General features: G+C 36.4%; 15 protein-coding genes. 1 reads left to right on the top strand and 14 read right to left on the bottom strand.

Annotated elements, in window-relative coordinates; translation table 11 throughout:
• Nucleotides 1–151: 151 nt before the first annotated feature.
• The 14 genes from FNW07_RS05780 to recR all read right to left on the bottom strand — a co-directional run bounded on the left by FNW07_RS05780 (nt 152) and on the right by recR (nt 15,018).
• On the bottom strand, nt 152–1,294 hold the full coding sequence (locus FNW07_RS05780) for a glycosyltransferase family 1 protein (protein ID WP_126743887.1): 1,143 nt from the start codon (nt 1,292–1,294) through the stop codon (nt 152–154).
• Nucleotides 1,273–2,166: an NAD(P)-dependent oxidoreductase gene (locus FNW07_RS05785; RefSeq protein WP_126743888.1), complete on the bottom strand. Its 894-nt coding sequence runs from the start codon at nt 2,164–2,166 to the stop codon at nt 1,273–1,275. The genes FNW07_RS05780 and FNW07_RS05785 overlap by 22 nt, the downstream gene beginning before the upstream one ends.
• Nucleotides 2,163–2,807 carry an acyltransferase gene (locus FNW07_RS05790; protein WP_199745228.1) on the bottom strand — a complete coding sequence of 215 codons (645 nt, stop codon included), beginning with the start codon at nt 2,805–2,807 and terminating at the stop codon, nt 2,163–2,165. Before FNW07_RS05790 ends, FNW07_RS05785 begins: the two co-directional genes overlap by 4 nt.
• Entirely contained in the window at nt 2,808–3,974 is a 1,167-nt protein-coding gene (locus FNW07_RS05795) for a glycosyltransferase family 4 protein (protein WP_126743889.1), read from the bottom strand.
• Complete coding sequence (locus FNW07_RS05800; protein WP_126743890.1) at nt 3,964–4,917, bottom strand: hypothetical protein; 954 nt, start codon at nt 4,915–4,917, stop codon at nt 3,964–3,966. The genes FNW07_RS05795 and FNW07_RS05800 overlap by 11 nt, the downstream gene beginning before the upstream one ends.
• Before the next feature lie 36 nt (nt 4,918–4,953).
• Entirely contained in the window at nt 4,954–5,757 is an 804-nt protein-coding gene (locus FNW07_RS05805) for a TylF/MycF/NovP-related O-methyltransferase (protein ID WP_126743891.1), read from the bottom strand.
• A 68-nt stretch (nt 5,758–5,825) separates the two neighbouring features.
• Nucleotides 5,826–7,085 carry an ABC transporter ATP-binding protein gene (locus FNW07_RS05810; RefSeq protein WP_126743892.1) on the bottom strand — a complete coding sequence of 420 codons (1,260 nt, stop codon included), beginning with the start codon at nt 7,083–7,085 and terminating at the stop codon, nt 5,826–5,828.
• A gap of 88 nt (nt 7,086–7,173) precedes the next feature.
• On the bottom strand, nt 7,174–7,521 hold the full coding sequence (locus FNW07_RS05815; RefSeq protein ID WP_126743893.1) for a four helix bundle protein: 348 nt from the start codon (nt 7,519–7,521) through the stop codon (nt 7,174–7,176).
• A gap of 131 nt (nt 7,522–7,652) precedes the next feature.
• On the bottom strand, nt 7,653–8,519 hold the full coding sequence (locus FNW07_RS05820; protein ID WP_126743894.1) for an ABC transporter permease: 867 nt from the start codon (nt 8,517–8,519) through the stop codon (nt 7,653–7,655).
• A 48-nt stretch (nt 8,520–8,567) separates the two neighbouring features.
• Complete coding sequence (gene rfbB / locus FNW07_RS05825; RefSeq protein ID WP_126743895.1) at nt 8,568–9,617, bottom strand: dTDP-glucose 4,6-dehydratase; 1,050 nt, start codon at nt 9,615–9,617, stop codon at nt 8,568–8,570.
• Between the two features lie 21 nt (nt 9,618–9,638).
• Entirely contained in the window at nt 9,639–11,030 is a 1,392-nt protein-coding gene (locus FNW07_RS05830; protein ID WP_126743896.1) for a UDP-glucose 6-dehydrogenase, read from the bottom strand.
• A 73-nt stretch (nt 11,031–11,103) separates the two neighbouring features.
• Nucleotides 11,104–13,530, bottom strand: coding sequence for a polysaccharide biosynthesis tyrosine autokinase (locus FNW07_RS05835; protein WP_126743897.1), 2,427 nt, complete (start codon nt 13,528–13,530; stop codon nt 11,104–11,106).
• Between the two features lie 12 nt (nt 13,531–13,542).
• Nucleotides 13,543–14,325 (bottom strand): polysaccharide biosynthesis/export family protein, encoded by a 783-nt coding sequence (locus FNW07_RS05840; RefSeq protein WP_126743898.1) that lies wholly within the window; start codon nt 14,323–14,325, stop codon nt 13,543–13,545.
• Nucleotides 14,326–14,397: 72 nt separating this feature from the next.
• Complete coding sequence (gene recR / locus FNW07_RS05845; protein ID WP_126743899.1) at nt 14,398–15,018, bottom strand: recombination mediator RecR; 621 nt, start codon at nt 15,016–15,018, stop codon at nt 14,398–14,400.
• A 114-nt stretch (nt 15,019–15,132) separates the two neighbouring features.
• On the opposite strand from recR, the gene FNW07_RS05850 reads away from it, so the two are divergent.
• Nucleotides 15,133–15,867 (top strand): tyrosine-protein phosphatase, encoded by a 735-nt coding sequence (locus FNW07_RS05850; protein ID WP_126743900.1) that lies wholly within the window; start codon nt 15,133–15,135, stop codon nt 15,865–15,867.
• The last annotated feature ends 5 nt before the right edge of the window (nt 15,868–15,872 follow it).

The raw sequence follows: 15,872 nt of genomic DNA on the forward strand, positions 1-15,872 counted from the left end.
AAACTTAAATAAATAAAATCTTACAATTATAAATTATTTTAAGATTTTTGTATAATATGTGCACGGATTACAAATCCGCGCTATCAAGTTACAAATCCGCGCTATCGAGTTACAAATCCGCGCTATCGAGATAACTATAAGTCGTGATCGGTTAGTGTGCTGTCAGGAGCTTTAAGTTTGACGCAAACCTTTTAATGTTCTCAGCATAATCCAAATCATATTTTAATTTCTGAGTTGGATTATTGATGACTTCGACCATTTTAAGAGCTAATGCATTGTAATCGGATGGTGCGAAAAAATACCCTTTACCTTCTAATTGTTCGTGATGTACCGCGATATCAGAAACGATTAACGTCTGGTTTAAAGATTTGGCGTCTTCTACAACAGTGCCCCACCCTTCAAATAAAGAGGGCTGAATCACCGCCTGTGCATATTTCATCAGTGTCAGCTGATCCGTTCTGTCTATAAAACCTAAAAAGACGATTTCATTTTCTAATTGATATTCTGACACCTTTTGTTTTAAAAGATTGGTATACTCCGGATTTCTGTGATCGTGTTCTTTGCCGGTGAAGATGATTTTTACAGAAATCCCTTTCTCCTTTAAAATCTTCGTTGCTTCAATGATTGCAATTTGATTTTTATGCTGCCAAAACTGATTCGGAGAAATAAAATAGTCTACTTCAATACCATACTTTGCCTTCACTTCATTTATATCCCTAACTTCCAAATCCGAATGTACTACGGCAAACTGTAGTACTTTTTTTTCGTTTTTTGAATGGGGATAAAATGTATGGAAATCATTTAGAGCCGCATGACTGCTAAAAACTATGGGATGATTTAAAGCGATCATTTTCTCATAACTATCATGGCGGTACTGTAGATCTTCCGGAGAGAAAAAATCGGGCAAGTGTTTTTCCTGCAAATCGGGTATCCAAAATACGAGGTTCCTGATGTGTTTTAAATTATCCGGGACATCATAAAGCGGAAACAACCAGTCGAGGTCAATTTTTTTAAAGATCAGTTTCCTTTTTAAGATTTTCTTGGAAACCTTGTTGATAAAGGTTTCAATTTTATTGTAGTGGACCTTACTACAGACAAACTTTAATTGCGGATATCCCGTAACTGCTTTTAATTCCTGAAAAACCTGTTCATCAGCAGCAAGAATATACAACTGAATTTGTTCTTTTTCAGGCAGACAATGCAGTGACCTTATCAGGTTCTGAATATAATAAGAACCGCCGATCCAGTTCTCATCATAGATATATCGGATTCCTATACGTTTTGTCTGAGCCATTCCGCGTATTTTTTTAATCCCAAAGCCAAATCATATTGCCGTTTAAAACCATACCCTTTGATGATTTTCATGTCGGCTAGCCAATTATTGGGGTCCCCTACTTTGGATTCACCAGTAAATAAGATCTTTTTGTCAGGACAAAATGCATTTGTAAATAGCTGCGCTGCTTCGGCAATAGTAGTTTCGACCTGGCTGGCTACATTATAAATAGAGCCCTGGAATGTTCCTTTTTGAATCACCAAATCAATAATTTGTATCAAATCATCGATATAAATAAAATCTCTGGTTTCGTTTCCTTTTCCAAACAGCGTTATGACATCGCTCTTTAGTGCTTTTTGATATAAATCCCAAAACAATTGCTTTCTCAGGCCTGGGCCATATGCTGAAAAAACGCGGAGGCTACAGGTGTTTAATCCGAAAAATTTATGGTATTCTGCTAACAGCAGTTCGCTTTGAAGTTTGTGAAATCCATAAGGTGATAACGGTTTAGCCACACTATTCTCTGCAATTGGCAACGACTGTGGATTCCCATATACGGCAGCACTTGAAAAATTGATAAACTTGCATTCCGGATTATAATCCCGGATGGCGACTAATATTTTCTGGACATTGACCACATTAAGTTCAAAATCTTTAGAAGGGTTCTCAAACGAAAATCCGACATGGGCAGAACCGGAGGCATTGATACAGACATCAAATTGCTGTTCTTTGAATATGGAGGAAAAATCGGAATTCTGGCGATTAATGATAAAGAATTTGGTTGCCGAAGATGCATTGACGTCGGCTTGCCATACTTCGAAGTTTTTAGATTCGAAATATGTAACACAATGGCTTCCTATAAATCCTGTTGAACCTATTACTAAAATTTTCATTTGGTACTTTTATATTCAGGCAAATATTTTACAACTACTGCTGGATTTCCTGCCACAACGGTCCATGGTTCCACATTTTTGGCAACCACGCTTTTTGCACCGACTACGGCTCCTTCTCCTACTGTTACTCCTTTGAGAATCGTAGCATCAAACCCTATCCAAACTTTGGACTTAATAACTATCGGTTTGTCTTCCACATTGGACCAATCTTTTGACACTACATTATTTCCGTTGTATTTTATGTAATCCTCATAACATCGGGCATTGTCGTTTTTTCTTTCTTCCCAGTATATGCTATGTGAATTGTGGTCATCGATTGTTATTCCCCAGGCCATCGTCACATCATCGCCTACTTCGATCCTGTTTCTGCTGATAAAAGTAACTCCTCCCAAATGTACATTATCACCTATGATTACTTCACCTTTTTCAGATTCAAAAATAAAATTGGCATTTATTAATCCTTTCTCACCTATAGTGACATATTTCCTGTTTTGGATTTTTTCTGGTACATCAAAACGTATGTTGGCATATCGGTCCATAAATGTAGAATCCTCCTTCTGGAAATAATTATTATATTTCTGGAAAGAAGTCATTTCCGGTGCTTTTTTTTTCTTAAATATGTTCAGGATTTTACGAATCATTTACTTCTGTATCATTTTTAAAATTCTCAATACTTTAAAACCAATTCTGACTATTTTATATTTACTGTATTTTTTTTCGAGTTTTGTTAAAAGTATAAATCTATTTTTCTTCAGACTTTTAAATTTTTTGTAAAGATTAAAATACTCGTTGGCTTGTATTTTAATATTAAATTCTTTTTCTACTTTATTAATGGCATTCGTGCTTTGTTCAAAAAGACGGTTTCTATCGTTATGAAGGAGTATGATTTTTTCGGCAACACTATTAATATCCCCAATATTTTCAACATATCCAATATCATTGGTAATCACTTTCTTTATTCCTTCGCTAAAATTATAGACAATTGGAACGCAACCTACACTCATTGATTCGAGTAACGATACCGGCAAACCATCAAGGCTAGATGGTAATATATAAATATCCTGGCGCTTCAAGATTTCAATAACATCTGCATTTGTTTCAGGAGTTTCAAATTGAAAATTGGAGTAGGCGCTTACTTCTTTTTTAAAGTTTTGCTTTTCTTCTCCATCGCCCAAAATCATCCAGTTCACTTCAATATTGTTATTTACAAGTATCTGGTTTATTTTCGGCAGATCATAAATTCCTTTTGATTTAACATGCCGCGCCAAAAAAACTAAATTTAATTTTTGAGACTCCTTTTTTTCCCTTTTGTAATTTTGAATTTCGACACCATGCTGAATAAAGTGTACGTCCTTTAATCGTTTCGGCAAAAGTTCCCTTATGCTTTCATACACTTCAAAATTATGCGCAATAAATATATCGATTAAATACTCATATTTCTTAACCAGATATAAAAATCCTTTATCGTGACAAATGAAGTAAACGGTTTTATTGGATTTCGGGAAATGGTCGAGTGTTATTAATTCTTCGGGAAGATTCGCGACAATTGCACCCTTTTTATTTGAAATATGTTTGTTTAGTTTTTCCGCCAGTTGCTCATCCGGTTGCTGTGTGAATTCAAAGATACTATCGTTTTCACCCAGGGAATGGTTTTCAAGTCTTTTGGCAGCCCAGTCCAGCGGATCTAGATAAATACATTTGACATCAAAATATTCATCAGGTCTGTGGGCCAGCATGTTCCTGTGAAAACTGGAACCCCCTCCCATTAGGTTTTGACTGATGACTATTAATTCGGGCTTAGAGTGCATTAATTAATTCTGTTTTATTAGTTCTTGTATTGTATACAGTTTTACCAACTAATGAATTTCTTTTTTCTATTTCCGAATATTGTTCCCCGTTTGGTTTTCTGTTTAAGGAGAATTTTGCTTTAAGGAACCCTTCTTCACAAGACAGTTTTTTAAGATCTTTCATCTTATCATTTCTAATAAAATAAGCATTGTTCCCTTGAGAATTACATCCTATAAAGCTGTATCCCTTTTGCTCTGCTAAATCACACAGACTGCATAAAGAAGTTCCCCAATAATGCATACCATTACTTTTATCCCACACAAAATCTTCCTTATAAGGGATTGTCCAAGGATTCAAACCAAATTCAGCATTATACTCAGAAATTACAATAACTGGGTTTATGTTTTCTAACGCATTCCAAATCCAGTAATCATTACCATCAATATCAATACTCAATAAGCCGAGTTCTTTATCAAAATTTCTGGATTTGATCAGTTCATTTATATTATCTTTTGTAATAAATGAATTTATAGAGTGGAGGTTAAAAAAATAACTAACAGCATCGTTTTTTATATAATTAACATTGTTCTCATCGCCGTCAATAACTAAACCATCCCATTTGTCATTGAATAATAAAAATCGGGTGTTCGATTCAATATATTTTTCGACACCAAATTCAACAAATGTCTTGTTCTCGATATCCAGATAATTAATCAGCCATTGAATAATACCATCATCTCCGAACTGTGAAAAAACCTGGAATTCAACTTCAGACAGTTTGGATATTTTTGTTTTTTGTAAATTTAAATGAGATTGAATGTGTCCTAAATTTACTTTTACATTTTTATAACCATATAAATCATTTTCATGCTCTCTATTTTTTTTTAAAATTGCATCATAAATGAAGTTGACTTTTTTAAACAAACTTTTGAACTGATCAATTTTTTTAATTACTACATTCATGGTAAACAATTTATTATACTCATTTATTGAGACACATTATTTTTTTATAATAACCCCTTGTCCTGTTGGTAAAGACAAAATGTTTTGCCCTTTTTCTACAGCAAATGCATCAAAAGCTTTCTTTTGCTCAATATGCAAAGGAAAACCATAATCATCCAAAACTATTACGCCTCCGGTTACAATTTTATCCCAAAAGTAATTAGCCGCAGCAATTTCTGGCTCCACACAATTCATATCTATGGATAGGTAACAAATCTTTTCTGCTTTACATAGCGGTAAGGTTTCCGGAACGATTCCTTTAATCACTTCAACATTGAATGGAGCAAAAGTTTTAACCACCTGTTCGTATACATTTGTATAATGTCCTTTTAAGTAAACATCAATCCCAGCTTTTCTCTCCGCTTCCGAAATCATACCCGGCACTAAACCTTCGTATGTATCCAATAAATAAAACTTTTTTGAAAGATTCTGAAAATCAATATAATCTATTACCGCGCTTGAATAGGCACCTGTATATACCCCGCATTCGACAAAATCACCTTCTAGATTTTTTACTAAATCTGCAAACCAGCACACGATGTATGTTCGCCATTGTAACGTATATCCCTCCCACGGTTTTGTATCGGCCGCAGCTTGATATGCCTTTGCAAATCGGGGTTCTGTTATGAAATCACAATTATTACTTGTTGTTAGGCTATCGGTATCATAAGTGATTGGGCCTAAATAATGGTTAGATCTGAAATCCCTTCTATTCAAAGTATTTTGTATACTATCTATTTTTTTGAAATTCTTTAAAAACCATTCAATTTTATGAATTTGCCTTTTAATTTTGTCTATCATGATAATGGATTGTTAAATGAATTTAGGGAATATCGTCCTAACCCTAGGCATAGAATCATTCAGAGGTCTCATACTCTTAAATTGTACTTCAAATTAAAATAACCATAATTGGTGCCCTCAAACTTTGCCATGTCCGTACCTTCATCATTTATTTTAAATGGGCAAATCATTTCCTGCAGATCATAAACTTGAGACGTACTCGCATCAAAAATGGCAAGTCGTAAAAAATAACTGTTGGCAGCTAATATGCTGCAATCGATATCAAATGTTATTCTATTACTATTTTTCCCAACTAATAACTCATCAATAGATTTGACAAATGTTGACAAATAGTCTCCTGTGTTGGATTGTATCGTAAAGGAAAATGAAGCTTTTTTAATATCTTTATTTTTAAAGATTTCAAACTCGACGGACATTATATCACTAGATAAAAATTCATTTGTACCAATAGTCTCATTTTTGTATAAAGTACAACTATCAATAAAAAGATCTTTTGTTTTATCTAAAGCTACATATGATAATCCTTTATCATTAAGTAAGCTGGTGTAATTTTCTAAAATACTAGAAATATTACTATAACTAACAAGCTTTCCCTTATCCATTAACATTCCTTTGTTGCATAAAGTGGCTACGGATCCTAATTGGTGGCTCACAAACAACACGGTTCTGCCTTCCCCTTTGCTGATGTCCCCCATTTTACCGAGGCATTTTTTCTGGAATTCGGCATCACCAACAGAGAGCACTTCATCCACAATCAGGATTTCGCTTTCTAAATGTGCCGCCACTGCAAAGGCTAAACGAACATACATTCCGCTACTGTATCTTTTTACCGGCGTATCGATATAGCGTTCAACTCCTGAGAAGTCAATTATTTCGGCTAATTTTTTAGAGATTTCACTTTTACTCATCCCTAAAATTGCGCCATTGAGATATATATTTTCTCTTCCGGTCAATTCCGGATGAAAACCGGTTCCTACTTCGAGTAAGGAGGCAATACGTCCTTTGGTTTTGATTACTCCTGTGGTAGGGGCAGTCACTCTGGACAATAGTTTTAGCAGTGTTGATTTTCCGGCACCGTTTTTTCCAATAATACCTACTGCATCTCCCTGATTGATTTCAAAATTAATATCCTGCAAGGCCCAAACATAATCGCTGGTTCCTTTAGAACTGCGGTCATTTACATCCCCGATTTTGAGATACGGATTTTCTTTGCCGCGTATACTATGCCACCAACGGTTGATATCATGACTGATCGTACCGGTGCCGACTTGTCCGAGACGGTATTGCTTGGAAATGTTTTCGGCTTTTAATATAATGTCTTTACTCATTTAATAGTGAATGGTGAGTGGTGAATGGTGAGTAGTGAGGGTGGGTGAGGACAAACTATTCACTTTCCACTTCTGCCTATTCTTCTCACTAATTTTTATTTATATAATTCTTAAATCCTAATAAAAGTTTTTTTACTTCAATCAATTGTTTTTCAAAAGTTTCTTCCTTTTCAATAAATGTTAATCGCACCGCAATCAAATATTGTGTTTCTAGTTCTGAAAGCGAACCAATTGCAATATACAGAAATTGTAGCAATTCTTTATTCCCTTTTCGTGCAGCGCCTTCAGCTATGTTAGATGGAATAGATACGGCTGCCCTTGTCATTTGACTCGTTAAACCATATTTTTCTGAATCAGGAAACCGTTTCGTAATTTGATATAAACTAACAACCAAATCCATACTTTTTTTCCAAACCTCTAAATCTTTATGATCCATATCTTTAATTATTAGTGAGTGGTGAATGGTGAATGGTAGAAGAAGGCAAACTATTCACTTTTTCTATTCACTTCACTACTCAATTCTCACTAATTACTTCTCACTATTTACTTCTCACTATTTACTTTTAACTATACGGTATCAATGAAACTCTTCTCGGTTTTATTAAAAATCAACAAACCAATAAAAAATACGATGAGGGTTACTGCAATTGTATACACCAATCCTGAAACAGAAATCTGACCTACATCCAATAACATATATCGGGTGCTTTCTATTACATAGGCTAATGGATTGTATTCTACCAGCCAGGCATAATTAGGAATCTTGTCCTTGATTAATGCCATGGGATACATCACCGCAGATATATACATCAGCAATTGTACACCAAACCCAATCAGGTAGCTAAAATCCCTGTATTTAGTCACGAGGGAGGAAATCAGCATACCAAATCCCAATCCCAAAATTCCCATCAATACAATGAGTAATGGAAAAAAAGCCGTCGCACTATTTAAAGCCACAGCCGCGCCCTGCATATAATAATAAATATAAAATACTATAAAAATCAGGAACTGAATTCCAAATTTCAAAAGATTAGAAATCACAATAGAAATAGGCACAATAAGACGCGGGAAATACACTTTCCCGAATATACCGGCATTGCTTCGGAAGGTATCTGAAGTAGCATTCAGGCAGGACGTAAAATAATTCCACACGGTAATCCCCGCCAGGTTAAACAAAAATGGAGGAACAGTCCCGGTGTCGATTCCGGCCACATTATTAAAAATAATCGTGAAGGTTATCGATGTAAATAAAGGCTGTATCAAATACCAAAGCGGTCCTAAAACGGTTTGCTTGTATACCGTCACCACATCTCTTTTTACAAAAAGCATCAGCAAATCACGGTATTGCCAAATTTCTTTCAGGTTGAGTGAAAAGAATTTGTTTTTTGGCGTTATTTCAAAAAGCCATTCTGAATTGGTATTGTCCTTGTTCATTTTTTTATTTTAAACTAAATCACTGGGTAAGCGCATTGTTGCTAATTTTTAAGCTTCATACTGTTTTTCGTAGTACTTTGCATATTCCCCTGAGGTTACGTGTTTAAGCCATTCTTCATTATTCAAATACCAATCTACTGTTCTTTCCAATCCCTGTTCGAAGGTAACGGAAGGTTTCCAGCCTAATTCTTTATTTATTTTAGAGGCATCAATTGCGTAGCGCAAATCATGTCCGGGTCGGTCTTTAACATAAGATATCAACTTTTCTGAAGTACCTGTGGCTCTTCCTAATTTTTGGTCCATGATTCCGCACAATAACTTCACCAGATCAATGTTCTGCCATTCGTTAAAACCGCCAATATTGTAGGTTTCGTGGTTTCTTCCCTGGTGGAACACCAAGTCAATAGCCACGGCATGATCTTCAACAAAAAGCCAGTCACGGGTGTATTTACCATCTCCATAGACCGGTAATGCTTTGTTGTTAATAATATTATTGATGAAAAGCGGAATTAATTTCTCCGGAAAGTGGTTGGGTCCGTAATTGTTGGAACAATTGGTAATGACATAAGGTAATCCGTAAGTTTCGCCATAGGCTCTTACAAAATGATCCGAACTTGCTTTGGAAGCAGAATAAGGGGAATTGGGGTCGTAGGATGTGGTTTCGGTAAATAAACCCTCGGCGCCTAAACTTCCATAGACTTCATCGGTACTGATATGGTAAAAACGTTTTCCTGCCTCCTGCCCTTTCCATTGATTTTTGGCGGCATTCAATAGATTCATCGTTCCGATAACATTTGTTTTCACAAAGGATAACGGATCCTCTATGGAACGATCCACATGCGATTCGGCAGCCAGATGCAGTACCCCGTCAAATTGATGCTCTTCGAACAACTGGTTGATAAATGTGTCGTCTACGATATCCCCTTTAACAAAGGTATAATTTGGTGCTCTCTCTATGTCGGCAATATTTTCAAGATTCCCTGCATAGGTAAGCGCATCCAAATTAAAGATGTGGCAATTCGGATAGTTCTGAACAAACCTTCTTACTACATGAGAACCTATAAAACCAGCCCCGCCTGTTATTAATATCTTTTTCATTATGCTGCTACTTTTTAAAACTTATGAGCCGATTCCCTGGTAAACAAAACCAATTTCTGATAATTTTTTGCCGTTCAGTACATTACGCCCATCAAAAATAAATGCTGGCTTTTGCATATTATCATATATACGTTGCCAGTCATACTCTTTAAATTCATCCCATTCCGTCAAAATTGCTATAGCATGCGCGTTGTGGCAGGCATCGTAGGAATTATCAAAGACAGTAATTCCCTCTTTATTTTTTTCTGATGATCTGGTTTCCAAATAGTCCAAATCAAAAAGGATTTGTTTTTCTGATACTTTCGGATCATAAACAGCGATATGTGCCTGTTCGTTCATCAAATCATCTGCTACAGAAATAGCTGCTGATTCTCTGGTATCATTCGTGTCTTTTTTGAAAGCCCAGCCTAAGAATGTTATTTTTTTATCCGAAATGGTATTGTACAATGTGCTGACAATATTTCTGGAGAATCTTCTTTTCTGATGATCATTCATCACAATAACCTGTTCCCAATAATTGGCTACCTCGTCTAATCCATAGGATTTGGCAATATAAACTAAATTCAGAATGTCTTTTTGAAAACATGATCCTCCGAAGCCGACGGATGCTTTCAGAAATTTCGAGCCAATTCTGCTGTCCATCCCGATGGCACGGCCTACTTCATTGACATTGGCGCCTGTTTTTTCACAAAGTTCTGAAAGGGCATTTATAGAAGAAACTCTTTGAGCCAGAAAAGCGTTGGCTGTCAGTTTAGATAATTCAGAAGACCATACATTTGTAAACAATATCCGATCCGCGCTTACCCAATTCGAATATACATCTGCAAGTGCCTGGATTGCTTTTTGTCCTTCCTCTGTGCTGTCCCCTCCAATCAATACCCTGTCGGGATACAATAAATCCTGAACTGCGGTACCTTCGGCTAAAAATTCCGGATTGGAAAGAATTTGAAACTGCACACCGTTCCCGGTATGATTTAAAATACTTTTAATAGCTTCTGCCGTTCGGACAGGCAACGTGGATTTTTCAACCACAATTTTATCATCTTTGGAAATCCTGGCAATTTGTCTGGCGCAGAGTTCAATATATTTCAAATCGGCAGCCATTCCCTTTCCGGAGCCATAGGTCTTAGTGGGTGTGTTTACAGATATAAAAATCAATTGTGCCTCATCGATGGCTTTGTCTACATCCGTAGAGAAAAACAGATTTCGATTTCGCGCTTCTGCTACAATGGAACTTAACCCGGGTTCATATATAGGTATGTTATCAACGTTAGGATCATTCCAAGCGGCAATCCGCGCTTCATTCAAATCCACAACTGTTATTTGTATATCCGGACATTTTTGAGCAATAACTGCCATTGTAGGGCCTCCTACATATCCTGCTCCAATGCAGCAAATCTTTGTAATTTTCATTTTTTGTTCACTTTTTTTCAATCCTTCATTATCAGTTTTCCTTTTGACAAAAGCGGCATTAGCCTTTAGTCGGTCACGATTTCTTAAAGAATCTTTGTAATTTATCTATAATATTTTTGGGTTCGTCTTCATAGTAACCATATGAATAGTTACCGTAACCATAACCGTACTTGGCTTTGTTTTCAAATCCATTCAGAATAATACTAACATTGGTTAATTCTTTTTTACGATGTTTGTCGTTGATAATATTCAGCATACGTTTCTTGGTTATATTCTGTCTCACGATATAAAGAGTTACATCGCAATATTGAGCTAATTCCAAAGCATCAGATACCAAACCTACCGGCGGCGTATCCAAAATTATGTAGTCATATCTCGTTTTAAGATCATCTAATAATTCTTTCATACTGTCGCCCAAAATCAATTCGGAAGGATTGGGTGGGATTGGTCCGGCAGTGATGACATCCAAATGAGGGACATGCGTCTTTTGGATCACTTCATCAATTGTTTTCTGGCCAATCAGGTAATTCACCACTCCAAACGTGTTGGGCAAATTAAAATCCTGGAAAATTTTTGGTTTTCTTAAATCCAGTACGACAATTACGGTCTTTTTCCCGCTCAACGCAAATACAGTAGCAATATTAGTGGAACAAAATGATTTTCCTTCCCCACTAATAGAAGAGGTAATCATTAATGTTTTTGCTCCGATGACCTTCTGTTTTTTGTATAAGAATTGTAATGAGGACCGGATGGAACGGAATGATTCTGCTAATGCGGATTTGGGTTTTTCGAAAACAGCCAGATTGGTTTTACTCGGGTTTTTTCCCGTAACCCCTATCACCGGAATTTTTGTTAATTTCTCAATATCGTCCATATTCACAATACTGGTTTCCATTATTGTCAGGGTAAAAGCAAGTAACAACGGAATTAACAACCCTAAAAAGGATGCCAGTACATAATTTACACTCGTCTTCGGTCCTAATAAACCTCCCCCAACATCTTTCGCAGGATCAATAAACTGGATATCGGAAACATTCGCCGCCTTTACAATATTGGCTTCGCTTCTTTTTTGAAGAAAAGTATTATATATATTATCACTTAAGTCGTACTTTCTTTTGATTTTAACCAACTCCTGCTGATCTTCAGGCAGATTTTTCATGTCCGATTCCGCTTCGCCGATATTCCGGTTTATCGCGGACAAATCATATTGGATAGCTGCTTTTGCAGAAGTAATATTTTCGAGCAGAACGCTTTTAACAGCTTCCATTTGGTTGTCAAAATTATTGAAAATCTTATCGTTCTTGACCGTGTAGGCCATCTCGGAACGCTCTATGGACAAGGCAATCAACTTGGAAACACCGCCTATAATGTTGGGATCATCAATTCCCGCAACGGCAGGGGCCGGAAGCTTTGAATAATCGGTGCTGTTCAAAAGATATGATTTCAACCTGTTATAATAGGCTAGTTTTCTGTTAATGGCATCCCGTTCGACGTCAAATCCGGACAATCTCATCGAAACTTCGCCTCCACCACTTTCTAATTGAAAAATATTTTTATCTCTTCTGAAGTCTTTTAGTTCTCCTTCGGTAGTTTTTATTTGTTGCTCCATTGCAATCAGCGTGCTGTCAATAAAGGCAATAGTATTTTTGGCAAATTGGTTTTTACTGTCTAACTCATTTTTACGTAATACTTCAACCGTAGTGTTGAGATAATCAACCATACGGGCTTTATTATGCCCCTGCATGCCCAGTTTTAGTATGGACCCACCTTTATCATCTGTCTGAATATCGATGTTTTTATAGTTGGACACCACCCCATTGAAATCACCGAAACGCACAAAATATTCTTTACCCACATAATCTGCTGCATTATCACCCAATTCCAGCGTCCAATTTAAAAAAGGCAGTGAAACATGTTCCCCAATTTTGTACCTCTTTACAAATTCTTCCTGGGCTACACGCGCCTGACTATTAAGATTAGTTGAATAGTTGACTACGGAAACCTGATCTGTTTCAAAAGGAATTCTGATCTCATATTGGGTCTGATTCAGGAATTTGATACGAATAGGCATCCCCAAAAGCTGTCCTTTACTCTGATCAATGTTGACCAAAAACGGGGCTTCGCCATAAGCATCCTGCAAATTGTACTCACCCTGTTTAAGATAGTCGATATAAAACTGTAATCTTGCCACAACCAATTCGTTATGCGAACGGCTTTTTAGTATGGTAATAACCGCTTGCACTTTATCGGAAGTTCCCCCCCAGTTAAAAACCAAACTCGTATTTGCGGTAAAAAAAGGATTATTTACCTCTTTAATATTAATTACACTTTCAACGCCGTAAATTTTTTCTTTTCTGATATTTACCTGGTATGCAATGGAATAGGCTATAATCAAACTTACAATAAACCACTTCCAATAGCTTAAAATTTTGATTAGAAATCCTTTAAAGTCAAAGTTACTCTGGTTTTCGAAAAACGAAAAATCTTTTGTGTCAAGCATATTGTTTGGTAATTATAAGCTTTTAAAAACTAAATAGGTTGAAATAATCAGGGTCAAACCTGATACAATAGTCGTAAAAGACTGTATTCCGGTAGTTCCTGTACCCCAGGTTTTTTGTTTAAGGGGTTTAATATAGATAAAATCATTGGGCTGCAAGTTATAATAGGGCGATTTCATCACATTCACATCTGTCAGATCGATAGTATGCATTTCTGTACCCTGAGGAAATTGTCTGATGATTACTATTTCTTTTCTATTTCCCGTGATGGCTATATCCCCAGAGTTCGCAATGGCTTCCATAATATTGACTTTATCGCGGTACAGTATTTTGGAACCAGGAGACGATACCTCGCCATTAATAGTATATCGAAATCCGGCTAACTTTACATTGACAAAAATATTGGCCTCTTTATTAAAATAATCTGAAAGTAACAGGGCTTCAACTTTAGTCCGTATTTCATCTGCAGTAAATCCTAAAACGTTTAGTTCCCCTAATACCGGCAGCCTAATGTTCCCATGATCATCGACACTATATCCTTCAAAATATGCCCCCGATTCTGTTTGACCATTTGCTCCCGTATTAAACATAGCAACTAATTTTGGATCCGTCGCATTGATGGTGATTATTATGATATCATTGGTTTGCATCCGGTAGGGCTTAGACATCACCTGATTAATCGACTGATCTCCAGTAGAATCGTCCTTGTTTTGAAGATAGATTAAGTCCTTAGTGGGAATGCAGGAAGTAAAAGAAAAGCCAACCAGCAGCAGAAAATATATCGTTATTCTATTCATTATTTATTTATTAGCAAACAAATATAGTTTTTCCTTTATAATTATAAAAATGAAGTTAAAATAATAACCATATTAATTGTTTTTGAAGGAATTTTCGAAGGGCACGCGTTGTAAAATACTTCGCCCTAAAGTGACTTCGTCCGCATATTCCAACTCATCTCCAACTGAGATTCCCCGTGCAATTGTGGAGGTGATAATACCGGAGTCTTTAATTTGTTTGTAGATATAAAAATTAGTTGTATCGCCTTCCATTGTTGAACTCAGTGCAAAAATAAGTTCCTGCACCAGCCCCGCTTTTATTTTATCCACCAAAGAGGTAATTTTTAGCTGACTTGGACCCACGCCATCAATGGGTGATATTTTTCCGCCTAACACATGATAAATGCCCCGATACTGACCGGTATTTTCAATTGCCATTACATCGCGTATATCTTCAACAACACATATAATCTGATGATTTCTATTAGGGTTAGAACAAATTTCACAAACTGCCACATCAGAGATGTTGTGACATTGTTCACAAAACTTTATATCTTCCCGCATATTAACCAATGCCTGTGATAAGAATCCCGTTTGTTCTTTGGGTTGTTTTAATAAATGCAACACCAAACGCAAGGCCGTCCGTTTTCCTATTCCCGGTAGCTGCGCCATCTCGTTAACCGCTTTTTCCAAAAGTTTTGATGAGAATTCCATTTGGTAAAGGTACTGATTTGTTCAATTGATTAATTGCTGATGCACCAAATTTGATTATCAAAGGGAACACTGGCTGAGGTAAAGTAAGTATATTTGCGTACCAAATAAAATAACGTGATTTCTTTATTCAAAAGTAAACCTATACTGGCCGACCTGATTCCTGAGGGTTATGTTGACATTCACTCCCATGTTTTGTTTGGGATCGACGATGGCGCCCAAAATAGCACTGAAAGCGAGTTTTTGCTTCAGGCAATGATCGGCTTGCGGTTCGCCAAATGCATTACTACTCCCCACACGATGAAACACGTCTGGGAGAATACCAGAGAAGGCATAGTCTCACGCTTAGATGATCTACGAGACGCCTTGCCGGATTTAACTACGAAATTGAATTTGGCGGCAGCCTCGGAATATCTTATTGATAATGATCTGATAGTACATTTTCAGTCTGAACCATTATTGACCTTAAAAGACAATTACGTATTGGTTGAAATGTCCTATTTAAATCCGCCCATGCAATTGCACGAGATCCTATTTCAACTTCAAGTGGAAGGATATATCCCTGTATTAGCCCACCCGGAACGATATACCTTTTATCATAATGATTTTAGACAGTACGAGAAATTAAAAAAAACAGGCTGTCTCTTTCAATTGAATTTGCTGTCTACAGTAGGTTACTATGGAAAAGGAGTCGCAGAGACAGCACAAAAACTCCTCCAAAAAGGGATGATTGATTTTGCAGGTTCGGATATTCATCATAAAAAGCATGTAGAAGCTTTCGCTAAAAAAGTCATTATTAAAGAATCGAAATCACTGATTGAAGTTATGGGAAACAATTCCATATTTAAATAAAAAAG

Origin of the sequence: Flavobacterium sp. GT3R68 (genome assembly GCF_007109225.1) — a bacterium.
Classification (GTDB): domain Bacteria; phylum Bacteroidota; class Bacteroidia; order Flavobacteriales; family Flavobacteriaceae; genus Flavobacterium.